This is a genomic window from Arthrobacter sp. yr096, assembly GCF_900108925.1.
Taxonomy (GTDB): Bacteria; Actinomycetota; Actinomycetes; order Actinomycetales; family Micrococcaceae; genus Arthrobacter.
The window spans coordinates 42,043-63,813 of record NZ_FNYI01000001.1 but is presented as its reverse complement, the minus strand read 5'-3'; the positions used below and the strand labels follow the sequence as shown (position 1 = coordinate 63,813).

Annotated in this window: 20 protein-coding genes and 1 pseudogene; 6 read left to right on the top strand and 15 right to left on the bottom strand. The window is 63.0% G+C overall.

The window, feature by feature from the left end; genetic code table 11:
- Positions 1-42 precede the first annotated feature (42 nt).
- Positions 43-1,476: a TrkH family potassium uptake protein gene (locus BMY91_RS00285; protein WP_090816729.1), complete on the top strand. Its 1,434-nt coding sequence runs from the start codon at positions 43-45 to the stop codon at positions 1,474-1,476.
- Positions 1,477-1,516: 40 nt separating this feature from the next.
- Positions 1,517-2,155 carry a potassium channel family protein gene (locus tag BMY91_RS00280; protein ID WP_011775951.1) on the top strand — a complete coding sequence of 213 codons (639 nt, stop codon included), beginning with the start codon at positions 1,517-1,519 and terminating at the stop codon, positions 2,153-2,155.
- Between the two features lie 68 nt (positions 2,156-2,223).
- On the opposite strand, the gene proC is transcribed toward BMY91_RS00280, so the two are convergent.
- The 7 genes from proC to BMY91_RS00245 all read right to left on the bottom strand — a co-directional run bounded on the left by proC (position 2,224) and on the right by BMY91_RS00245 (position 11,114).
- Complete coding sequence (gene proC / locus BMY91_RS00275; RefSeq protein ID WP_090816726.1) at positions 2,224-3,054, bottom strand: pyrroline-5-carboxylate reductase; 831 nt, start codon at positions 3,052-3,054, stop codon at positions 2,224-2,226.
- A gap of 307 nt (positions 3,055-3,361) precedes the next feature.
- On the bottom strand, positions 3,362-4,195 hold the full coding sequence (locus tag BMY91_RS00270; protein WP_090816723.1) for a sugar phosphate isomerase/epimerase family protein: 834 nt from the start codon (positions 4,193-4,195) through the stop codon (positions 3,362-3,364).
- 1 nt (position 4,196) lies between these two features.
- Positions 4,197-5,318, bottom strand: coding sequence for a Ppx/GppA phosphatase family protein (locus BMY91_RS00265; RefSeq protein ID WP_090816720.1), 1,122 nt, complete (start codon positions 5,316-5,318; stop codon positions 4,197-4,199).
- Between the two features lie 89 nt (positions 5,319-5,407).
- Positions 5,408-5,842 (bottom strand): SseB family protein, encoded by a 435-nt coding sequence (locus BMY91_RS00260; RefSeq protein ID WP_011775955.1) that lies wholly within the window; start codon positions 5,840-5,842, stop codon positions 5,408-5,410.
- Positions 5,843-5,908: 66 nt separating this feature from the next.
- On the bottom strand, positions 5,909-8,632 hold the full coding sequence (gene topA, locus BMY91_RS00255; protein WP_090816717.1) for a type I DNA topoisomerase: 2,724 nt from the start codon (positions 8,630-8,632) through the stop codon (positions 5,909-5,911).
- 125 nt (positions 8,633-8,757) lie between these two features.
- Positions 8,758-9,468: an ArsR/SmtB family transcription factor gene (locus BMY91_RS00250; RefSeq protein WP_090816714.1), complete on the bottom strand. Its 711-nt coding sequence runs from the start codon at positions 9,466-9,468 to the stop codon at positions 8,758-8,760.
- Positions 9,465-11,114: a DUF7059 domain-containing protein gene (locus BMY91_RS00245; RefSeq protein WP_090816711.1), complete on the bottom strand. Its 1,650-nt coding sequence runs from the start codon at positions 11,112-11,114 to the stop codon at positions 9,465-9,467. The genes BMY91_RS00250 and BMY91_RS00245 overlap by 4 nt, the downstream gene beginning before the upstream one ends.
- Positions 11,115-11,207: 93 nt before the next feature.
- Here BMY91_RS00245 and BMY91_RS00240 point away from each other — a divergent pair, with 93 nt between their 5' ends.
- Together BMY91_RS00240 and BMY91_RS00235 are read left to right on the top strand one after the other, a co-directional pair.
- Positions 11,208-11,651, top strand: a complete 444-nt coding sequence (locus BMY91_RS00240; protein ID WP_090816708.1) for a hypothetical protein — start codon at positions 11,208-11,210, stop codon at positions 11,649-11,651.
- Positions 11,652-11,715: 64 nt separating this feature from the next.
- Positions 11,716-12,246 carry a hypothetical protein gene (locus BMY91_RS00235; RefSeq protein ID WP_090816705.1) on the top strand — a complete coding sequence of 177 codons (531 nt, stop codon included), beginning with the start codon at positions 11,716-11,718 and terminating at the stop codon, positions 12,244-12,246.
- Between the two features lie 6 nt (positions 12,247-12,252).
- Here BMY91_RS00235 and BMY91_RS00230 read toward each other — a convergent pair whose 3' ends face one another.
- A complete protein-coding gene (locus BMY91_RS00230; RefSeq protein WP_090816702.1) occupies positions 12,253-13,149 on the bottom strand; it encodes an oxygen-dependent tRNA uridine(34) hydroxylase TrhO in 897 nt (298 codons plus the stop codon).
- Positions 13,150-13,296: 147 nt separating this feature from the next.
- Here BMY91_RS00230 and BMY91_RS00225 point away from each other — a divergent pair, with 147 nt between their 5' ends.
- Both BMY91_RS00225 and BMY91_RS00220 read left to right on the top strand, forming a co-directional pair.
- Complete coding sequence (locus tag BMY91_RS00225; protein WP_090816699.1) at positions 13,297-13,992, top strand: GNAT family N-acetyltransferase; 696 nt, start codon at positions 13,297-13,299, stop codon at positions 13,990-13,992.
- An 83-nt stretch (positions 13,993-14,075) separates the two neighbouring features.
- The gene (locus BMY91_RS00220) at positions 14,076-16,418 is read left to right on the top strand and encodes a DEAD/DEAH box helicase (RefSeq protein WP_090816696.1); all 2,343 of its coding nucleotides are present in this window, start codon (positions 14,076-14,078) and stop codon (positions 16,416-16,418) included.
- Positions 16,419-16,472: 54 nt separating this feature from the next.
- Here BMY91_RS00220 and BMY91_RS00215 read toward each other — a convergent pair whose 3' ends face one another.
- The 7 genes and pseudogenes from BMY91_RS00215 to ssd all read right to left on the bottom strand — a co-directional run bounded on the left by BMY91_RS00215 (position 16,473) and on the right by ssd (position 21,644).
- Positions 16,473-16,832 (bottom strand): Rv3654c family TadE-like protein, encoded by a 360-nt coding sequence (locus BMY91_RS00215; protein WP_090816693.1) that lies wholly within the window; start codon positions 16,830-16,832, stop codon positions 16,473-16,475.
- Complete coding sequence (locus BMY91_RS00210) at positions 16,829-17,215, bottom strand: TadE family type IV pilus minor pilin (RefSeq protein WP_090816691.1); 387 nt, start codon at positions 17,213-17,215, stop codon at positions 16,829-16,831. The genes BMY91_RS00215 and BMY91_RS00210 overlap by 4 nt, the downstream gene beginning before the upstream one ends.
- Positions 17,212-17,367 (bottom strand): annotated as a pseudogene (locus BMY91_RS23330) (DUF4244 domain-containing protein); the annotation flags it as partial. The gene BMY91_RS00210 and the pseudogene BMY91_RS23330, both read right to left, overlap by 4 nt.
- A 515-nt stretch (positions 17,368-17,882) precedes the next feature.
- Positions 17,883-18,518, bottom strand: coding sequence for a type II secretion system F family protein (locus tag BMY91_RS00200; protein ID WP_090816685.1), 636 nt, complete (start codon positions 18,516-18,518; stop codon positions 17,883-17,885).
- Positions 18,518-19,312, bottom strand: coding sequence for a type II secretion system F family protein (locus tag BMY91_RS00195; protein WP_177179814.1), 795 nt, complete (start codon positions 19,310-19,312; stop codon positions 18,518-18,520). Before BMY91_RS00195 ends, BMY91_RS00200 begins: the two co-directional genes overlap by 1 nt.
- Positions 19,312-20,586, bottom strand: a complete 1,275-nt coding sequence (locus BMY91_RS00190) for a TadA family conjugal transfer-associated ATPase (protein WP_090816682.1) — start codon at positions 20,584-20,586, stop codon at positions 19,312-19,314. The genes BMY91_RS00195 and BMY91_RS00190 overlap by 1 nt, the downstream gene beginning before the upstream one ends.
- Positions 20,583-21,644, bottom strand: a complete 1,062-nt coding sequence (gene ssd / locus BMY91_RS00185; RefSeq protein WP_090816679.1) for a septum site-determining protein Ssd — start codon at positions 21,642-21,644, stop codon at positions 20,583-20,585. Before ssd ends, BMY91_RS00190 begins: the two co-directional genes overlap by 4 nt.
- Positions 21,645-21,771: the final 127 nt, after the last annotated feature.

The window sequence follows — 21,771 nt, the reverse complement described above, 5'->3', positions numbered from 1 at the left end:
TTTACTACTCAGGAAAGCTTGTTTCAACCGAGGAAGAGCGCCATGTCTCAAAGCCAGTCGCGGTCCACCAGCCCGGCCAACTGGCAACCCAACCAGCAGGAGCGGGAAGGTCTCTGGATCTTCACCCGGGTGCGCGACTTCATTGACAACATTGCCAACACCTCACCTGCCCGCTTGGCGTTGACCGTGTTCGCTGTGGTGATCCTTGTATTTACGGGGCTACTGTCCTTGCCGGCCGCGTCCGCGGAAGGTACCGTCACTCCACTCCACCAGGCCATGTTCACCGCTGTCTCCAGCGTCTGCGTCACGGGCCTGACAGTGGTATCCACCGCCACCCACTGGACCTTTTTTGGCCAGCTGGTCATCCTGGTGGGTATCTTCGTTGGCGGCCTCGGCACCCTGACACTCGCCTCGTTGCTGGCCCTCATGGTCAGCAAGCGGCTGGGTGTTCGTGGCAAACTCATCGCCCAGGAAGCCATGAACAACGCCGGACGCCTCGGCGAGGTGGGTACCCTGCTCCGGATCGTCATCGTCACATCAGTGGTCATTGAGGCGGCGTTGGCGTTGGCACTGATTCCGCGCTTCATGGTGCTCGGTGAGGACTTCTGGCAGTCCGTGTGGCACGGCGTTTTCTACTCGATTTCCGCTTTCAACAACGCTGGTTTCACGCCCCACTCCGATGGCATCGTCCCCTACGAAACCGACCTGTGGATCCTGATCCCGCTGATGCTGGGAGTGTTCCTGGGGAGTCTGGGCTTCCCGGTTGTGATGGTCCTCCAACAAAACGGGCTGAACTGGAAAAAGTGGAATCTCCACACCAAGCTCACCATCCAGGTCTCCTTCATCCTCCTCGCAGCAGGCACGGTGTTGTGGGCACTGATGGAGTGGGACAACGTGCGGACCATCGCGCATATGGACCTGGGCGACAAAATCACCCATTCGCTGTTTGCCTCCGTGATGACACGCTCGGGCGGCTTCAACCTGGTGGACCAGAACCATATGGAATCCACCACCATGCTCCTCACGGACGCCCTCATGTTCGCCGGCGGCGGCTCAGCTTCCACCGCCGGCGGCATCAAGGTAACCACCATCGCGGTCATGTTCCTGGCCATCATGGCCGAGGCCCGTGGTGACGCCGACGTGAAGGTCTATGGCCGCACCATCCCCCAAGGCACCATGCGCGTAGCCATCTCGGTAATCGTCGCGGGAGCCACGCTCGTGTCAGTGGCAGCGTTCCTGCTGCTGTCCATCAGCGGCGCCTCATTGGACCGGGTGCTTTTCGAATCCATCTCCGCCTTCGCCACCGTGGGACTGAGCACCAACCTCAGTGCCGAGCTGCCGCCGTCGGGCGTTTATGTTCTCACGGTCCTGATGTTCGCCGGCCGCGTCGGCACTGTCACCCTTGCTGCAGGCTTGGCCCTGCGCCAACGCAGCCAGCTGTACCACTACCCGGAAGAGAGGCCAATCATTGGCTAGTACCACGGGGGCCGCCAACCGCCCCGCCCACAACGCACCAGTGCTGGTTATTGGCCTTGGCCGGTTCGGTTCCGCGACCGCCGAGCAGTTGGTCAAGCAGGGCCGTGAAGTCCTGGCGATCGAACGCGACCGGACCCTCGTCCAGAAATGGGCGCCAGTGCTCACGCACGTGGTAGAGGCAGACGCCACCAACATCGACGCCTTGCGCCAGCTCGGTGCCCAGGAGTTCAGCTCCGCAGTAGTTGGCGTGGGAACGTCCATTGAATCCTCGGTGCTCATCACCGTAAACCTGGTGGACCTCGGCATCCAGCACCTGTGGGTCAAGGCCATCACGCCCTCGCACGGCAAAATCCTCACGCGGATCGGTGCCAACCACGTGATTTACCCCGAGGCCGATGCCGGCGTCCGTGCGGCCCACCTGGTGTCCGGCCGGATGCTGGACTTCATTGAATTCGACGACGACTACGCGATCGTCAAGATGTACCCGCCCAAGGAAACGGTGGGGTTCACGCTGGAAGAATCCAAGGTCCGCTCCAAGTACGGCGTGACGATCGTTGGCGTGAAAACCCCTGGCGAGGACTTCACCTATGCCAGGCCGGAAACCAAAGTGTCCGGACACGATATGTTGATCGTCTCCGGACACGTGGACTTGCTGGAGCGCTTCGCAGCGCGGCCGTAATCCTGCTGGGGTTTTTGTAAACTAACGCCCCTAAGAGCGGCTCTCAGGGGCGTTAGCTGTACGAAAACTCAGCCGAGCTGCTTGGTGATCTCCGCTGCGCGGGCGGCAGCTGCGCGGGCACCGTCCGCGATGATCTTGGGGATGCCACCATCGTCAAACGCGGCAATGGCGCGTTCAGTGGTGCCGTTGGGGCTTGTCACGGCGACGCGGAGGGCGGTGGGATCTGCTCCCGGTTCGGCCAACATGAAGCCGGCGCCCGCCACGGTTTCGCGGGCCAACATTACGGACAGTTCGGCATCCAGGCCAAGCTCGACGCCGGCGGCGGCCATCGCTTCGGCCAGATAGAAGGCGTAAGCAGGGCCGGAGCCGCTGATCGCGGACAAGGCATCCACCTGTTCTTCAGGAATCTCCACCACCGTACCGGCGCCGGCCAGGGCCTTTTTGGCTTTTTCGAGCTGTTCAGGAGAGCAATGTGTTCCCGGGGAAACAGACACTACGCCGCGTCCCAGCCTGGCTGGGGTGTTCGGCATGGTGCGGATGACCGGCTGGCCTTCCGGGAGGGCTGCTTCAAGCTGGGCGATGGAAACCGCTGCGGCAACGCTGACAACAATGGTGTCCTTCGCAAGCGCCGGGCTGATCTCGCGGGCAAGATCCGTAATGCCCACCGGCTTGACGCCCAGGATGACTATGCCGGAGCCCTTGGTGGCCAGCTTGTTATTGTCCGGCTCCTCCTCGCCGGCGATCGCCATGACGTGGTGGCGTTGGGCCAGTTCGTCGGCGCGCTCTGCCCGGCGGACCGTGGCCACAATGTCGGACGGGTCTGTCCCGGCGGCAATCAGGCCACCGAGAATTGCTTCGTTCATGGATCCACAGCCAAGGAATGCGATTCGGTTGCTCATTGCTCCATCATTGCAGTTGGCCTCCGGCGGGGTCTAACGGATTCCGGATTCCCAGCTTGTTCCCAAGGTTATTGCAGGCAGCACCCATTCTTGGTCCGTAACTTAGTAGTTACCTCATTGAGGGTGCGAGTGATGAGGCGGGCATGGGGATGTCCGCCAGCAGCACCGGTGGCCGGGCGGGTTTTCCCCCATTTCCCGATTCGGCCGCCGGTGCTTTCGCTTTTAAGCCACAAAGCATTGCGGCCTTTAAAGCACAGCGGCCGCCGCCCCTTTCAGGACGACAGCCGCTGGATGAGGTTCGACGCCGCTAGTTCTCCACGCTTCGCACCAACGGAACGCTGAGGTGCTGGCGTGCAAACCGCAGGGTTTCGGCGAGCATCTCCTCGCGCTCCCCCGCTACCTTGGCTTTGCGGGTGGAAATCTCGGCCACAACAACACCATCGAAGCCGCTGGACGCCAAGTGCTGCAAGGCCTCCGCGCACTGCTGCGTCCCTGTGCCCGGCACCAGGTGCTCGTCCTTGCCCGATCCCGAGCCGTCGGTGAGGTGGACGTGCCGGAGCTTGTTCCCCAACGCCTTGATGGCTTCCAAACTGTTGGCCCCTGCAGTGGCGGCGTGCGAGAAGTCCCACGTGACGTCGTCGTAATCCTGCCCCAAGGGATCCCAATGCGGCAGGTAGGCCACTGCTTCCCGGCCACGGACCCGCCACGGGTACATGTTCTCCACGGCGATGCGTACTTGGTACGTCGATGCGATCTCGCGGACACCCTCAACAAAGTTCTCGGCATAGTTGGACTGCCAGCGGAACGGAGGATGCACCACCACGGTGTCACATCCCACGTCCACGGCCATCTGGCAGGATTTCTCGATCTTGTTCCACGCCGTACCCCATACCTGTTGCGTCAGCAGCAGTGTGGGCGCATGGATGGAGACGATCTCCTGGTGGTAGCGGTGGCTGAGCTGGATCAGCGCGTCCGGGTTCTGGCTCACCGCATTGTTGGTGACCATCACCTCCACGCCCTCATACCCCAGGTCCTGGGCCACAGCAAAGGCATCGTGGACACTCAGGGGGTATACGGACGCGCTGGACAGCGCCACTGGAATCTGGCGGTCATTCACTTCAGGATCGACGTCGTTGCTCATCTCAGGAGGCCAGCCCGCCTGCCACGGGGGCTGGGATGGGTGTGGGGGACGGGGTGTTTACAGGGACCGGAAATTTATCAATCATGGCTTGCGCCTCGGGGCTGTCTTTCGAGTGGCTATCTTCCTTCGCCGCCTTCTTCTTCGACTTGTCCTTCTTGCGCTTGCCTACGTGGGGAGCAGGATCGAGGGCTTCTTCGAAGACCAGCTGGTCAAGTCGCCGCAGGATCAAGCCTTCACGGAGCGCCCACGGGCAGATCTCCATCTTGGGGAATTCAAAGAGCTCCAACGCAGCCTCGGCAACCAGTGCCCCGGCCAACAACTGGCGCGCCCGGGCATCCGAGACGCCAGGGAGGTACAGCCGGTCTTCCACCGTCATGGCCGAAATTCGCTGGGCCCACAAGCCCAGGTCAGCCGCGTGGAGCTCGCGTTTAACGTACGGTCCTGCACCGCTCGGAGCTGCCCCGGCAATCCTGGCCAAAGAACGGAAAGTCTTGGACGTGCCGGCCACCAGGTTGGCACGGCCCAGCTCGTGGAAGTTCCGAACCACTGGCTTCAGCGTCGAGCGGATGTAACGCCGCAACTCCTTGACACTTTTGGCAGTGGGAGGGTCGTCATGGAGCCAGTCCCTGGTCAGGCGGCTGGCACCCAAAGGAACCGACGTCGCAAATTCCGGCAGTTCATCGGTACCGTAAGCCATTTCGAAGGAACCGCCGCCGATGTCCAGGTCCAGGATCGGTCCCGCTCCCCAGCCATACCAACGGCGGACGGCGAAGAAGGTCATGGAGGCTTCTTCGCTGCCCGTCAGTTCCTGGAGGGTCACCGTGGTTTCGTGCTTGACCCTGGCCAGGACTTCCGGACCGTTGGTCGCTTCGCGGATGGCCGAGGTACAAAATGCCAGGAGGTCCTCGGCCTTGTGACTTGCCGCAAACTCCCACGCTTCCAGGACAAACTCAATGAGTTCGTGCTGCCCGGCGTCGTTGATATTCCCGTCACCGTCAAGGTACTGCACCAGCGAGAGAGGCCGTTTGTGGGAAGCGAACGCCACCGGACGCGCGCCCGGATGAGCATCCACAAGCAGCAGATGGACGGTGTTGGAACCGATGTCTAGAACGCCAAGACGCATTCTGCCATTATTCACCGATTCGAAGCCCGTGAAGCAACTTGGCGGCGACGTTTCGCTGACTGGACGGTGGCCGGTGGCTTGCGTGAACGCTATTCGGCGGACTCCCCGGCTTCGTCAGCCCGCTTGAAGTCGCGGCGGATGTTGGCAATGCCTTCGGGATCGATTTCGAAGCCGAATTCACTCCCAGGGTTGATCACCATGCCCAGTTCGTCCCCGATGTTGCCCAGGATCGCAGACCCCATGGTGCCCAGCACGTGCGGGGCAGCGTCGAGGAAACGCTCGTCCACGCGGCTCGGGTGGCTGAAAACGGCAAGGACCGGCTGGCCATCGGCGTTGGACAGCACCAGCGGCTCAACAGAGGAATCCGGGCCGTCCACGGCTTCTGAGCTCACCAGGTAGACCTCGTTGTTCAGGAAAGCAAGGATGACGTCCACCGGGTTCGCGTCCGGCTGTTCGGCCGAGGCAAGCTTTGCCTCGAGGTCGTTCAAGGGTTCGTTGTCCGGAGAAACGGTCTGTTCAGTCATGCTTCTACTCGACCACGATGAAGGCCGGGACGCAATTCGCCATTGCTGTCCCGGCCTTCACTGAAGCTACTTCCTGGCTGCGGCCTTCCTGGCCGGTGCCTTACGGGTGGTGGTCCGCTTGACCGGCCCCTTGGCCCGTTTCTCGGCCAAAAGCTCCACAGCCTGTTCCCGGGTCAGTTCCTCCAGCGAGGTGGAACGAGGAACCGTGATGTTGGTGATGCCGTCCGTGATGTAGGGGCCGAAGCGGCCTTCCTTCACCACGATGTTCTTCTCCGAGACAGGGTCCGGTCCGAACTCGGCCAGCGGCGGAACCGCTGCCCGGGCGCCACGCTGCTTGGGCTGGGAGTAGATCTCCAGAGCCTGTTCCAGGGTGATGGTGAAAATTTCCTCTTCAGACCCAATGGAACGGGAGTCGGTGCCTTTCTTCAGGTACGGACCAAAGCGGCCGTTCTGCACCGTAATGGGATTGCCCTCGGCGTCCTCGCCCAGAACGCGCGGCAAGCTCATCAGCTGGAGTGCTTCATCCAAGGTGACCGAATCCACGGTCATGGACTTGAACAGGGAACCGGTGCGCGGCTTGGCCTTCACCGGCTTCTTGGGGGGCTTGGGCTTGCCGTTCTTGTAATACTCCACGGGCTGGTTGGCCAGCTGTTCCTCGGTCAGCTCCGGAATGATCTCCGTGACGTACGCACCGTAGCGGCCATTCTTGGCAACCACAGTGTGTCCGGTGTGGGGATCGGTCCCCAAGACGCGTTCCTCGGGGGCCGCCGTCTCCATGAGCTCGATGGCCTTGGCGGCGGTGAGCTCGTCCGGAGCAAGTTCTTCCGGGACGTTGGCACGTGCGGACTCCACCACTTCACCGGTCTTTTCATCCACCGTGGGAATGGAGCTCTCCAAGTACGGACCAAACTTGCCCACACGCAGGGTGATGCCTTCGGCGATCGGCACGGAGTTGATCTCGCGGGCGTCAATCTCACCAAGGTTGTTGACGATGCTCAGGAGACCCGGATCAGCATCCTCGCCGTAGTAGAAGTGCTTGAGCCAGGCAGCGCCGACGGCTTGGCCGTTGGCGATCTTGTCCAGATCGCCTTCCATGTCAGCGGTGAACTCGTAGTCCACGTAGTCGGTGAAGTGCTGCTCCAGCAAGCGGATGACCGAGAATGCGATCCAGCTGGGAACCAGGGCAGAACCTTGCTTCCGCACGTAGCCGCGGTCCTGGATGGTTGAAATCGTGGAAGCATACGTGGACGGGCGGCCGATGCCACGCTTTTCGAGCTCCGCCGTCAGCGAGGCTTCGGTGTAGCGCGGTGGCGGAGACGTCTCGTGGCCGATGGCAACGATGTCCGAGGCCGTCAAGGAGTCGCCCTTGGCCACGTTCGGCAGCCGGCGTGCTTCATCCGATTCGTCGTCGCCGCGGCTCTCGTCCTTGCCCTCTTCGTAAGCGGCAAGGAAGCCGGGGAATGTGATGACAGTACCGGAGGCCGAGAATTCTGCGTCGCGTCCGTCAGAGGCCACGGCACCGAGGCGGATGGTAGCCGTGGAGCCCTTGGCGTCAGCCATCTGGGAGGCGACGGTCCGCTTCCAGATGAGCTCGTAGAGGCGGAACTCGTCGCCGCTGAGCTGCTTGGCGACCTGCGCCGGTGTGCGGAAAGAGTCACCCGCCGGGCGGATGGCCTCGTGGGCTTCCTGCGCATTAGCGGCCTTGTTGGCGTAGACGCGGGGGCTCTGCGGCACGTACTCGGGACCGTACAGTTCCGCGGCCTGACGGCGTGATGCCGTGAGGGCTTCATCGCTCAATGCCGAGGAGTCCGTACGCATATAAGTGATGTAGCCGTTTTCATACAGGCGCTGGGCTACCTGCATGGTGCTCTTGGAGGAGAACCGCAGCTTGCGGCCGGCCTCCTGCTGCAGCGTTGACGTGGTGAACGGCGCGGCGGGGCGGCGGGTGTACGGCTTGGTGTCTACCGAGCGGACACTGAAGTCAGCGTTCTCCAGGCCGGCAGCCAGGGATGTGGCCAGTTCCTCGTTGAGGTGCACCACAGTAGAGGAGGTGAGCTGGCCATTGTCATTGAAGTCCCGGCCGCTGGCCACCTTGGATCCATCCACGGCAGCGAGCTTGGCCTTGAACGAGCCCGAGTCCGAACCGAACTGGCCGGTCAGGTCCCAGTAGGACGCCGCACGGAAGGCCATGCGCTCACGTTCACGATCCACCACCATGCGGGTCACCACCGACTGCACGCGGCCCGCAGACAAACCACGGGCAACCTTGCGCCACAGGACCGGGGAGATCTCATAGCCGTAGAGCCGGTCAAGAATACGACGCGTCTCCTGGGCATCCACCAAGGCGGTATCCACATCGCGCAGGTTGTCCATGGCGCGGTGGATGGCTTCCTTGGTGATTTCACCGAAGGTCATGCGGTAGACCGGAACCTTGGGCTTCAGGACCTCCAGGAGGTGCCACGCGATGGCTTCACCTTCGCGGTCCCCATCGGTTGCGAGGTAGAGCGCGTCAGCGTCTTTCAGCTGGGCCTTGAGCTCGGCAACCTTTTTCTTCTTGTCCGGGGAGACAACGTAGTACGGCTTGAAGTCGTTTTCGATGTCGACGGCGAACTTGCCCAGCGAGGTCTTCTTCAGTTCTGCAGGGAGATCGGACGGCTGCGGGAGGTCCCGGATATGGCCGATTGAAGCCTCGACGATGAAGCCTTCACCAAGGTACTTGGCGATGGTCTTACTCTTGGCGGGAGACTCCACGATCACGAGTTTCTTGCCGGTTTTTGCCTTGCTGGGCACGATGCTCCTACAGAAAAAATGTGTAATTGGGCTGGTGCCCATATTGGCCTAGTTCACCATAGTTTGCAGAATCCTGCGTTGTGGCAGGGAAACCAGGGCGGTCATTCGGAGACCCGGCCGGGGTGTTACTGACCGGGTGCTACGCGGTCGTCCGGGATCATAGACCACAAGGTTGCCACACGTTCAGCACCTTCCGGAATCCGGGTGGGGTCCTCCAGTTCGTACTCCCGCAGAACCTCGCGGATCCTGTCCAAAAGCTCCTTGCGCTGCGGGTTGGTGAGGTACAACAGGTTGCTTGAGAGGACAACGGCCGCGGCCTCCTCGGCCTTCTCCCCACGCTGACGGCGCTCACCACGAGCCTTGGCGAAGGCAGAAGCCCTTCGCCGGAAAGCGTCGAGCTCGAGGTCAACCACGGCAATCTCGGGGCTGGCGACGCTGCCTCCCGAGATGGTGAAGTCCGTTCCGGCTGCCTTCCACCGCCGTTCACGCGCATCCCCGGCGTTTTCGGCCGGGGCCACGATCCCCCATTTCTGCAGGGCGCGGAGGTGATAGCTCATGGCGCTGGGGGTCAGGCCGGTCCTCGCAGCAAGTTCGGTGGCGGTGTGGCTCACCTGGGTGGCGTAAAGCTCAGAGATGACTTCGATGCGCGCAGCGTGCGCCAAGGCGCGGATGGCCTTGGGATCGGTGATCTCAACCGTCTTCTCAGCCCGTTTCCGGCGTGGAACGTCGCCTGACGTTTGGGATGTCTCGTTGTTCGCAATCACTTCATCAGTGTAGTCAGGGTCACTTCCAGGAGGACTGGCTTTGGCACCCGGCCGCAGCGCGTCGCCGCTCATGCGCTGGTGCCTTCAGTATCCGGAAGCAAGAACCCGTCCAGGACCAGGTTGGTGACGTCCCGCAGGATGCCCGCACGGAAAGCGCCTTCATCGAAGTCCTCCCCGCCGCCAAGCAGCGATACCAAGGCTGAGGAGATCTGCCGGACCGACAGCTGCCCATCACATGCTGAGACGAACCCTGCAAGCTCAGTGCTCAGCAGATTGGTCCGGCGAAGGCCGGCACCTTGACGCAAGAGGATCACTCCGGGATGGGCAGCACCGGGCCGCTGGTGCCGTTCCTCAGTGACATCCTCGGCGACAATCAGATGCGCCTGCTCGATCGCAGAGGCCGCCACCCAGTCTGCCCGCCCAACGGAAGCACCCAGGTGCGGTCCGATCGGCTGCTCCATGGGATAGGTGATTTCCTCGAAACGGTTGAGGGTCGCCTGGTGCCCAGGCGCTGGACGACGCAGCCAGATCATTCCGAAACCAATGCCCTCCACGTTCCTCGACGCAAAGTCATCGAGGTAGGCAGCATACGATTCCTTGTACTGCTCACGCTCCCGGTTCTGGGAGGCGTCCTGGAGCCAGGTTTCCGCGTATTGCTCAGGGCCAACCTGCTCCCGCTGAATGAACCAGACATCCAATCCTGAACCTTGCAGCCACGCCATCGGGCGGTCTTTCCAGTCTGTGCCCGCAGCAATCTCCCAGTTGCCCAGCATCTGGGCCGAGCCACCGGGCTCAAGGATGCCGGCCAGGGACTGCACCAGGGAGGCCACGATTTCGTCACCGGGCAAACCGCCGTCGCGGTAGGTGAACTGGTCCGACGACGATTCGCCGCCTCTGCGCGGTGTGATGACGAAAGGCGGGTTGGATACCACCAGGCTGAACCGTTCACCCGCAACAGGGTCAAGGAGCGATCCCAGCCGCAGGCTCACCCGGCTCTCCAGGTTGTGAGGGTCCAGTTCGAGTTGGGCCGCATTCAGCAGCAGGTTAAAACGGGTGAAGGCGAGCGCCCGCTCTGAAATATCCGTAGCCGTGACGTGCTCGCAGTGGTGCAGCAGATGGAATGTCTGGATGCCGCATCCGGTCCCCAGGTCCAGTGCCCGCTTGGAGTGCTGCCTGAACGTTGTTTGGACGAGCGTTGTCGATGCCTGTCCGATGCCCAGGACATGGTCGTGCCGCAGGACTCCGGCCTGCTGGTGGGCCGCGAGGTCACTGGCGACCCAGAGCTCTGCACCGCCGCTGCCATCTGCATTCGCGTCCCAGCCGTAGGGACGCAGGTCCACCTTGGCCCGGACCACGCCGGCGTCTACTGTGACCAGACCCAGTTCCAGGAGTCCCTGTGCTGTGATGCCGGGGAGGGCAGCATCAACGTCAGCCTCGGCCTGCGGAACGGCCAGCAGCCAGAGACGTACCACGGAGGCCAGTGCCCGCACGGAAGGATCCCGGGAATCAGTGAACCGCTCACTGGCCAGAAGCGCGGGGATCAGTTGGTCCCTGCCCAGGGCTGCGGAAGCGGATTCGCCCAGAAGTTCTGCCACGCCGTCCACAGTGTAGGCAATGGCTCGAAGATCCGCGGCGAGCGCCGAGAGCAGCCCGGGACGGTCGCTGCGGGGAGCATCGTGGGTATCGCCGGCGTTAAACAAGGAAGCAGTGTCAGTCACCTTGCAAGTGTAGGGGCGGCGCGCCTGGGTTGAGCGTCGCCCCGATGCGCTATGTGGACATTGATGGGCCTTTGAACCCGGTAGCGTGGAATCATGCTCAACTTCTCTTCCACAAGGCGCCGTGCGGGCCTTGTTGCCATCGCTGCCGGCGCCCTGCTGGGAGTCAGCGCTTGCCAGGCCCCGGCCAACATCGCCGATGCAGACGTCCCTGCCTGGAAGGAGAAGGTCCTCCCGGCCGCGAGCGGCGTGGTCCTGGAGGATTCCGGCAAGATCCTCAACAGGGATCCCTTGGTCAAGGACTCACCCAGTGTCCCGGCGGGGAGTTACACCCTTACCATGGCGTGCGACGGGGGCGGCAAGGCCTACTTTGCCGTTTCTTCGGGTGGCACCAAGATCACGGACGCGGCTGCGGCATGCAACGGCAGCCTCGATGTGGTGAAGATCAAGGTACCCGGCGCCGGAGCCCTCAGCATCTCCACGAGCAGCGTCGACGCTCCGCTGATCTACGCCTACCACCTCGTTCCCGCAGCAAATTAGGCTCCACCAGCACCATCGGTTCGTAGGCCTTTAGCCGACGGCTGCACGGGCGTAAAGTCAGTGCATGGGCAGCAAGGCAGCTGGCTCGGTGACATCACGGCGGCTGGCGAGAGCCGCCGTCGTACTTCTCTTGGTGCTGGGCAGCAGCCTGACGGCATGCGAATACACGTACGACGACGACGGCAGGCCAGGTGCCAGCCCAACCTCCACCGCGGGCAATGTGGTGCTTCCGCCCGATCCCGCGCTGGAGGAGACCGTCACCGGTGAAGCCCTTGAGGAGTGGGCAAAGTCCGCGCTCCCCGAATCCCAGGGGCAGTCGTTCTACTCAAGCAGCGGCTACCTGAACCCTGGGGAGTCAAAGTCGGAGCAAACAGTGCAGCTCCCCGGAGGAACATACGCAGTGACTCTGGCATGCCGTGGAACACGGCGCGTGACATTCACTGTCAGGGTGGGTGACGTGGACCTCGTTGACCTGACATTGGGCTGCGCCAATGCGCGGGTAAGCGTGGTCCAGCTCGAGACGGACGCCATATTGTCCATCACCGTGGGGTCACGGTCGGATGCCAACTTTGCCTACCGCGTCAGCAGGCTCTGACGGTTCCTAGGCAGCTTGGCAGCCCCCGGGGCAGCGCAGGGTTTCAGGGCTGGAGGCACACTCGGCGCAATAGAGCGTCAGCGTCCGGCAGCTGAGGTTGGAGCAATTCTCGAACTTGTTGGTGGGTGCAGCGCAACGGACGCATTCGCCGATGGTCTTGGCGTCCTCGCTGAACTCCACGTGCATGCGCTTGTCGAACACATAGAGGGAGCCCTCCCACAGCCCTTTGTCCTTGAAGGTCTCCCCATAGCGGACGATTCCGCCGTCCAGTTGGTAGACCTCTTTGAAGCCCCGGTTGACCATCAGGCTGGATAGCACTTCACAGCGAATGCCACCGGTGCAGTACGTCACCACGGGCTTGTCCTTGAGGTCGTCGTACTTACCGGAATCGAGTTCCTTGATGAAGTCGTGCGTGGTGTCGACGTCCGGGACGATTGCGTCCTTGAACTTACCGATCTGGGCTTCGAACGCGTTCCGGCCGTCGAAGAACACCACGTCTTCGCCGCTGGTCTTTTTGGCATCCACCAGTGCGTGGAGTTCCTCTGGCTGGAGGTGTTTCCCGCCGCCCACCACGCCGTTCGCGTCCACTTTAAGCTCACCGGGGGCTCCGAAGGACACGATTTCGTCCCGGACCTTAACGCTCAGGCGGGGGAAATCTGCGGCGCCGCCCTCTGACCACTTGAAGTCGATGTCGTGGAAACCCTTGTATTCACGCGTGGTCTTCACGTACTGCTTCATGTTGTTGAGCTCGCCGCCTACTGTGGCGTTGATGCCGTCTTTCGAAATGAGGATCCGGCCGGTGAGGCCCAGTTTTTCGCAGAGGGCACGCTGCCACAGACGCACGGCGTCGGGGTCCGCGATCGGAGTAAAGCCGTAGAAGAGCACAATTCTGTTTAAAGCCACTATTCAAGGGTACTGGGTGCAGTAAAATCGCCTCGCCCGCGGCCGCTCCCTGCTCCTGCGCGGAGCAAAAGTCACAATTCAATATGCAACGATCCTGCGGCTGACATGGCTCTGTTGCTTCAACGGGCGCTGGCATAGTCTCTCTACATGAGTCCAGACGCCTTGGTTGAAGACATTGCGCACCTCTTGGAAGTCTGGGTGGCCGGCTGGTCCGGCTGCCGCGGCTATGAGTCACGCCAAGAGGGACGTTTCCCTGCCGCATTTCGCGCCGACAAAACCGGTGACTGGGAGTATTTCGCCCACGATCCTTCGGATGAAGAGTTCACCGCCCTGGCGGGCAAGACCTCAGAAGCCCCAACCCGGCTCCTGACGGTCCTTACCAACGACGTCCAACGGTACAAGTACCTGGCTGAACAACACGGTCTGACCGTGACGTCCGCTTCGCAGACCATGATGATCGTGGACATGGAAACCCAGGATGCCGAGGATCCTTGGCTACCGGACGACGACCTTGAACTTGCTACCTCCGAGTCCAACGGCGTCCACCACGCGGTGGTCCACTCCGGCGAGCAAGTGGCCGCCAGCGGCAGGGTCTTCGTGGTCAACGGCACCGCTGTCTTCGACAAGATCGTCACCGAACCCGATTTCCAGCGCCGCGGGCTGGGCAGTTTCATCATGAAGGCGCTGGCAGCCCAGGCCTATGCGCACGACGTTGAAAACGGCCTCCTTCTGGCCTCCTTGGACGGCCAGAAGCTTTACTCGCATCTTGGCTGGGATGTGGTGTGCCACGTGCTCATGATGTCCGCCAGCGGCACCGAAGGATCGGACCTCTCAGGAGCGTAGCAACGTCCCTTCAGAGGCCGAGCCCGACGGCGGCACCTTGGGGTGCTGCCGTTCGCATGCCCGCACAGTGACAGAATGATTCGGTGGCTGCACCGAATTCGCTGATCTCCCTGCTGGGCCGGACACCGGACCCTGAGCAGCTGCGCCATGTCCACACCATCCCGGCCCGCAAAGCCGTCAACGAGCCATGGCCGCACTGGGTGCACCCGGACATCGTGGACGCCTACGGCACTCTGGGCATCCAGGAACCCTACCGGCACCAGATCCAGGCTGCTGACCTCGCCCACTCCGGACAGCACGTGGTCATCGCCACGGGGACCGCATCCGGGAAGTCGCTGGCCTACCAACTGCCCGCTTTGGATGCGATCCACCGGTCCGAGCTGCGCGTCCTGTCTGATCCCGGCAAGATTCATGACGACGGCGCGGTGACCCTTTACCTCTCCCCCACCAAGGCGCTGGCCGCCGACCAACTCGCGGCCATCCGCGCCCTGAAGTTGCCTACAGTGCGGGCAGAAACATACGACGGCGATACTGACGTTGCGTCGCGCCGGTGGATCCGCGACCATGCCAACTTCATCCTGGCCAACCCGGACATGCTGCACTTCGGAATTCTGCCCAACCACACATGGTGGGCGAGATTTTTCCGGAGGCTGCGCTACGTCATCGTGGACGAGGCGCACAGCTACCGCGGCGTCTTCGGATCGCATGTGGCCAACCTGATGAGGCGCCTCCGCCGCATCTGTGCCTACTACGGTGCAGGAAACTCCTTCCCGGAGCCCATCTTCATCGCCGCATCTGCCACGGCCTCCGATCCCGGGGTTTCCTTTGGCCGGCTCATCGGTGCTCCCGTCAGGGAAGTCTCCGAGGATTGCTCGCCACACGGCTCCACCACGGTGGCGTTTTGGGAACCCGCGCTGACGGATGTAAGGGGCGAGAACGGCGCCAAACAGCGCAGGACCGCCGTGGCCGAAACGGCGGACATCCTTGCCAACCTCGTCTCCTCGCGCGTGCGGACCATCGCGTTCATCAAGTCGCGTCGCGGGGCCGAGTCCATCGCGTCCATCACCAAGAGACTGTTGGACGAGGTGGACCCCAGCCTGCCGGGGCGGGTTGCCGCCTACAGATCCGGCTATTTGCCCGAAGAACGGCGCGCATTGGAACAAGCGCTGAGATCCGGGCAACTCCTGGGTGTCTCCAGCACATCTGCGTTGGAACTTGGCATCGACATTTCGGGGCTCGATGCTGTCCTGGTGGCTGGGTGGCCGGGTACCCGTGCTTCCCTTTTCCAGCAGATTGGCCGTGCGGGGCGCGCCGGGCAGGACGCCATTGCGGCGTTCGTGGCCAGTGACGACCCCTTGGACACCTATCTGGTAAACCATCCCGAAGCCATCTTCGACGTTTCGGTGGAAGCCACCGTCTTTGATCCCGGCAACCCCTATGTGCTTGGTCCGCACTTGTGCGCCGCGGCTGCGGAGCTGCCCATCGGGCCCGGTGAACTCGACCTCTTCGGACCAACATCCGAGGGCCTCCTGGATCGCTTGGTAGACCAGGGCTACCTCCGGAAGCGCCCTGCAGGATGGTTTTGGACCCATCCGGAAAGCGCCGCCGGCATGGTTAACCTCCGTGCGGACGGCGGCGGACCGGTCAGCATTGTGGACGCAGAGACCGGATCCCTCCTGGGAACCATGGACTCGCCACAAACGCACTACCAAGCCCACACAGGTGCCATTTACGTCCATCAGGGCGAAAGCTACCTGGTAGAGGACCTCAATGAGGCCGACCACTGTGTGATGGTGCGCCGGGTGAATCCCGATTTCTACACCACTGCGCGGGACGTGACGCAGATCGAAGTCCTCGAAACATCCCGCTCGGTCCAATGGGGCGACGTCACTGTCCATTTCGGCGACGTCAAGGTCACAACTCAAGTTGTCTCCTTCCAGCGCAAGGCGTTGATTTCCAACGAGATCCTCGGCGAGGAACCCTTGGAGCTTGGGGCCAGGGATCTGTTCACCAAGGCAGTCTGGTTTGTGGTGGACAACCGCTCACTGCATGGGGCCGGCTTGGTGGAAGCGGAGTTCCCCGGAGCGCTGCACGCCGCAGAACATGCAGCCATTGGGCTCCTTCCTTTGGTGGCATCAAGTGATCGTTGGGACATTGGCGGCGTCTCCACCGCCCTGCATGCCGACACCGGGGTGCCCACGATTTTCGTATACGACGGGCATCCCGGCGGCGCGGGATTTGCTGAGCGGGGATTCGAAAAAGCGAAGATCTGGCTGACTGCCACCCGTGATGCCATCAAGGCATGTGAGTGTGACAACGGCTGCCCATCCTGTGTTCAGTCCCCCAAATGCGGCAACAAGAACAACCCCCTGGACAAGGCAGCCGCCATCACTCTCCTGGGCGTCCTGCTGAAGGACGCCACCTAGTCCCGTTGGGCTGAGATCGCAGGACGCAGCCTGGCCGGGAAGGGCGTTGACAGCCTACGGCGGAGGCCCCGCCCTTGCCCTGCCTGTGGCCGGTCCCCAGTCGAAACGATGCTCCAACCCGGTTGCCACCTCCACCACGCCCCCGCCCAGCACAGTGCACGATGTCAGTTTGGCGCTATGCCGCACAGCGACGCCGGAAGCAACTTCACATGGCTCGCCCGGGGTGAGTCCCCGGGCAGCGTCCGCGGCGGCAAGAGCTGCGAGGTCAGCCGCCGAGGACGCCCGGGACGCCATCACCACCGCCTGTGCCAGAAGGAGCACGGCCACCAGGAGAAGCGCCACCACTGCACCGAGCGCCAATCCCAGTACCGTGCCCGAGCCGCGCTCACCATGGGACACCGATGCACGTGTCACGGGAGACCTGACTCTGCCCGGGCGGACGCCGATGCCGTCAGCGTCCACGGGATCAGGGATCCCAGTGCGCCGCCGACCGGAGCGGACGCTGTGACCGTGAGCCACTGGCCATCGTTGATCACCGACGAACGGACACCATCCCCGGCAAGCCGCCTGACGATTCCTTCCACGGAACCGGCGGCCTCACCTCTTGCCGACGCCCTCGCCCCCGCCCTGGCTGCTTCCTCCAGCCGCAATTGGGTGATGCCCGCAGCGCCACCTGCCAGCAGGAAGGCCAGGAGCAGCATCACGGCCGGCAAGGCGACGGCAAATTCGGCCGTAACAGCACCCCGATCCTGCTTCCTGCGGGATGCTCCCCCGCTGGCAGGCAGCACGCACGTCATGGCAAGGACAGTGCCGTGCGGATCAGGTTGAGCAGGAAGCCACGAACCTCCTCGCTCCGAAGGATAACCACCAGAAGGCCTGCAAGTCCTACGGCAGCAAGGGTAGCGATGGCGTACTCGGCCGTAGCCATGCCCACTTCCGAACCCATCAGCCCGGCCTTTGTCCGTGTCCTCGTCCAGAAGCCATCGTCCTCGAGCGAACCGCCTTCGAGCGGACCGTCTTCGAGCAGATAGTCTTCGAGCGCATCGTCGTTGAGCAGACTGTCTCCGAGCGGACCCTCCTCGAGTCGTCCGTCCTCGAACTCTGCCAGCTCGTCGAAGCCGAGGACGAACCGTTCAAATTCGTCCTCAACGTCGAATCGCTCAAGGTCATCATGTTCGAGCTCGTACTCGGATGGCTCGTCACGCTGGGTGGTCTCCGGTTCTCCGGAGGGAGCCACCTGTATTCCCGCGCGGGCCGGCCGGTCCTGGGGCAGCTCGCTCAGTAGGCCAGGGAGAGGAGTGGACAGTGTTTTCACGGTGGGCTTCCTTTCATGTATGCCAGCTCGATCCGCCGGCTGATTCGACTCTTCCGTGCCTCACGGCGTCCCGTAAGAAGGAGATTCCTGCAAGTGGATAACCCAGCAGGTGTGCCCGATGTGGAGGGGAAGTGGGGAGCCGCAGCCGCTCAACCCGAGGGCAGCATCGCGATCAGAACGGGGACGATGCCCAGACAGATGAAGGCAGGCAACGAGCACAATCCCAAGGGCACGACGAGCTTCACGCCCAAGGCAGCAGCCCGTTTCTCTGCCGCCCGAAAATGTTCCCGCCGTTCCCGGGCCGCCTGTGCGTAAAGGATGGAAGCCGACGGCGCACCGGTCAGCGCTGCGAATGCCAAAGCCTCCTTCACACGGATTACCTCCGGCGTGTGCTTTACCGGGCTCCGCCACGCCGTGTCCCAGTCGGCGCCCATGGCTAGCGCAGCCACAACAGGCCTCAATGATCGGCTGATGGGCGGCGAGGCACACCCGGCAATGAGCTCCAGAGCCCTCCCTATGCCCGCACCGGCATCGAGCATCGAAGCCACCAGCTCCAGCATCATCGCCGTATCGCGAAGGCCATCTGCCACTCCGGCGCCATCTTCCCCGGCGGGATTGTCCGATGCACCCGGTCTTCCGCCAGGGGCGGAGTCTGCCAGCGGCGAGGTCCCCCCGCCCGCAAACAACTGTGCCCTCATAGTTCTCACCCGCACGGGCGCGGCAAAACAAACGAACGCTGCCATTGCCATCAGCGCCATCATCAACAGGACCGGCGCTCCGGGCATCAGTAACCTCCGGCTGCGGACGTAACCAGCCGCGAAGACCACACCCTGCCCGCCACTGTCAGAAGGAGTCCGGCCGCGAACGTCGCAATGCCCACAATGTTCTCCAGCAGGATCCCCAACGGGTCAACGCCCAAGGCCATCCCGAGTACCAGCCCGAACACCGGGAGCCACGACAACAACCGGACAGTCGCTTTGGGCCCGGCCAGCGCAGTCTGCCGTGCGGCCTCGGCATCCTCCTCGGCTTCCAGCTGGGCTGCAAAGCGCGCCAGCAGCCCGGCGAGCGGGCAGCCGCTGCTTTCCGCTACCTCCAGGCATGCTGCCATTTCCATCCACACCCGGCGTTCAGAACTCCCGCGCCGGGGATACACGCGTGCCGCCACGCCGCGGATCGCTTGAGCCGGAGAATTGCCCACTGTGGATGCTGCACGCGCAGCATCCAACACCATGAGGGACTCGCGCGAGAGCACGGCTGTGCCCTGCTCCGGCGTTGGATCCCGGCCGGTATCAACCGTTGACCGGGCACCGTGCACCAGCCACAGTTCCTCCCACAACCTGGAAGCTCCCCGGCCACCACGCAGAAGGGCTGCGAGCTGCTGCACCAACACCACCAGGGACAGAGGTTCAGCCCGGGATCGCGGCTGTAATCGGAACCGGAAACCAGTACGGGCAACGCTGCGGCCGCGTTCCTCGGCAGGAACCCCCAAGCTCCTGCGCACCCTTCGGCCATCCGCACGGAGTCCCCTGAGCTGGAGCCACGCCGCAATGGCGGTGACAAGGACCAGGATTCCAATCATCAGCCGTGTCCCATGCGCGCTGGACCTTGGTCCGGGGACGGGACAGCAGCAGGTACCGCCCCCGGCGAAGCCCATCCGTTCCCGACATCCGGCGCCATGGACAGACGTTCCGACAGTTCCGACCATCCCGGTCCCGGCACCATTCCCGAGCGACCCAGGCTCAGGGCAGGCACCACCTGTTGGCCGTCAGTGGTGTCCTTCAGCAGGCCAATGGAAGCCACCTTTCGTCCGGCCTGCGTTCGGTCGACGTGAATCACCACATCCAAAGCACTGGAGACCTGCAAACGCACAGCTTCGGCGTTCAAACCTGCGAGCGCGCCGAGGGCAACCAATCGTGCCGGAACGGCCCGGGCCGTGTTGGCATGGATAGTGCCGCCACCTCCCGTGTGCCCTGTGTTGAGTGCAGTCAACAGCTCCCGGACTTCAGCGCCCCGGCACTCTCCGACAATCAGCCTGTCGGGCCGCATGCGCAAGGCCTGGCGGACCAGTTCGCCCAGATCGAGAGCGCCCCCGCCTTCCAGATTCCCGTGACGGGATTCGAGTGTCACCACGTGGGGATGGACCGGGTTGAGCTCTGCGGCGTCCTCGATCAATACCAATCGCTCCTTCGGATGGCTCAGACCCAACATGGTGGACAACAGGGTGGTCTTCCCGGAGCCGGTGGCACCACTGATGAGGAAACTGAGCTTGTGGGCCATGATGGTGCGAAGAACCACCTCAACCTGCTCGGAAAACATGCCGCGTTCCCTCAACTCCGCCAAAGTGAACACCTTTTCGCGACGGATTCGGATCGATAGGAGCGTTCCGGCTGTCGAAATCGGGGCCAACACGGCATGCACCCTGTAGCCGCCTTTGAGCCGAACATCGACGCAGGGCGAGCCGTCGTCCAGGCGGCGGCCCCCGGCTGAAACCAGCCGGGCGGCAAGCTGTCTGATCTGCTGCTCAGAATCGAAATGCACTGAGGATCGTTCCAAACCGCGCCCACGGTCGAACCACACGGAATCCGGTCCGTTGACAAAGATGTCCGTGACGGCGGGATCGTGGGCGAGTTGCTGCAGCTGTCCCAACCCGTTCAGTTCGGCGTTGATGGATTCAGCGGCTTCCAAGGCTCCGGCTGTGCCCAGCAACCTCCCGCTTGCCTGCACGGCCGCAGCCACAGTGGAAGGTGTCACGGAGCCGTTGCCGGCGAGCACTGATTCCCGCACAGTCTCCAGAAGAAGTGAGTCCAGTTTCCGTCCCTGTCTTCGGCGTGGTCCCTCGGCGAAACGGCTCATTGGGCAGCACCGTTCATTTCCAACACAGCATTGGCAAAGCGGCTGACGGACTTTCTGCGGCCAAGTTCAAGCAAACGCCCCAACTCCGTCCCGACCGCCACACCCTTGATCTCGGGAATCAGTCCTGCCAGCGGAAGGTCCAACGACTCCGCAATCAGGGCAGCGTCAACGGAGGTAGTACTGCTTCCGCGAACCATAAGGCGAACATCCACGGGCGGAAGCTCGTTCAGGACGCGACCCGCCGCCACGGCCGATGCGAGGTGTGCCGTGGCGAGCAGCAGCATCCTGTCGCAATCCCAGGCAAGTGTCCTGATTGCTTCGCCGCTGCGCCCGATGTCCACGAGGATCAATTCGAAGCCCCGGCGGGCGGCGTCCATGACAGCGGCCACAGCACCCGCGTCAGGACTTTGGACCGGTTCCCGTGTTCCCGGCCATGACAAGTAGGCAAATCCGCCGGCCATAGGCAGGGAGTCCCTGAACTGGCTTGGATCGATGCTTCCGCGGGTTTCGGAAAAGTCCGGCCATCTGAGGCCGGGGATGTCATCAGCGGTGACGGCCAGTTCAAGGCCGCCGCCCCAGCGATCGCCGTCGATGAGCATGGTGCTGATGCCCTGCTCGGCGGCAGCCTGGGCAAGCCAGATGGCAGTGGTGGTGACTCCTGCTCCGCCACAGCCGCCGACGACGCCCACCACCATTCCTCCAGGGTCCGGCGAGCCGGACATGCTGAGGTGCTCAGCCAACCAGGCCGCGGCCTCCGGAAGGACCGCAACCCTTTCAGCACCCAAGGCAGTGGCCAGCCGCCACAACCCGTCCCCGTCGGATGCACGGCCCAGCAGGACCGTGGGCGCTCTTCTCCGAGGCGGCAATTCGCGGATGTCGCTGCCCACCAATACAACGGCTGCGCTGTCCCACCCGTGGATGGCCGCTGACACATCCACAGCCGTTCTGAGGTTTCCACCTGCTGCCGCGACGATGCGTTGTGCTTCCTCTTGAAGGTAGGGATCTGCCGAAACCAGGAGTATCCCGGCGGCATCCTGTGGCAGCCACGGGCCGTCCATGCCTGTCTCCCTTGCCTGGCCGCTGGGTTGCCTGTGCCGACGATTTCGCATGCTCATGTCACCCACAGTTGCTGAGCACTCGAGGCAAAATAAGGGCCTGCTGTCCGTATGTGCACAACGGGGCGCT

What these genes read in the sequence shown, in the direction of transcription:
- BMY91_RS00240 (WP_090816708.1), top strand. Translation starts at nt 11,208, where the DNA reads ATGCTCAACTTCTCTTCCACAAGGCGCCGTGCGGGCCTTGTTGCCATC.
- proC (WP_090816726.1), bottom strand. Translation starts at nt 3,054, where the DNA reads ATGAGCAACCGAATCGCATTCCTTGGCTGTGGATCCATGAACGAAGCA.
- BMY91_RS00195 (WP_177179814.1), bottom strand. Translation starts at nt 19,312, where the DNA reads ATGATTGGAATCCTGGTCCTTGTCACCGCCATTGCGGCGTGGCTCCAG.
- ssd (WP_090816679.1), bottom strand. Translation starts at nt 21,644, where the DNA reads ATGGACGGCCCGTGGCTGCCACAGGATGCCGCCGGGATACTCCTGGTT.
- BMY91_RS00250 (WP_090816714.1), bottom strand. Translation starts at nt 9,468, where the DNA reads ATGAGCGGCGACGCGCTGCGGCCGGGTGCCAAAGCCAGTCCTCCTGGA.
- BMY91_RS00260 (WP_011775955.1), bottom strand. Translation starts at nt 5,842, where the DNA reads ATGACTGAACAGACCGTTTCTCCGGACAACGAACCCTTGAACGACCTC.
- BMY91_RS00210 (WP_090816691.1), bottom strand. Translation starts at nt 17,215, where the DNA reads ATGACGTGCGTGCTGCCTGCCAGCGGGGGAGCATCCCGCAGGAAGCAG.
- BMY91_RS00190 (WP_090816682.1), bottom strand. Translation starts at nt 20,586, where the DNA reads ATGAGCCGTTTCGCCGAGGGACCACGCCGAAGACAGGGACGGAAACTG.
- BMY91_RS00270 (WP_090816723.1), bottom strand. Translation starts at nt 4,195, where the DNA reads ATGAGCAACGACGTCGATCCTGAAGTGAATGACCGCCAGATTCCAGTG.
- BMY91_RS00225 (WP_090816699.1), top strand. Translation starts at nt 13,297, where the DNA reads ATGAGTCCAGACGCCTTGGTTGAAGACATTGCGCACCTCTTGGAAGTC.
- BMY91_RS00285 (WP_090816729.1), top strand. Translation starts at nt 43, where the DNA reads ATGTCTCAAAGCCAGTCGCGGTCCACCAGCCCGGCCAACTGGCAACCC.
- BMY91_RS00200 (WP_090816685.1), bottom strand. Translation starts at nt 18,518, where the DNA reads ATGCCCGGAGCGCCGGTCCTGTTGATGATGGCGCTGATGGCAATGGCA.
- BMY91_RS00235 (WP_090816705.1), top strand. Translation starts at nt 11,716, where the DNA reads ATGGGCAGCAAGGCAGCTGGCTCGGTGACATCACGGCGGCTGGCGAGA.
- BMY91_RS00265 (WP_090816720.1), bottom strand. Translation starts at nt 5,318, where the DNA reads ATGCGTCTTGGCGTTCTAGACATCGGTTCCAACACCGTCCATCTGCTG.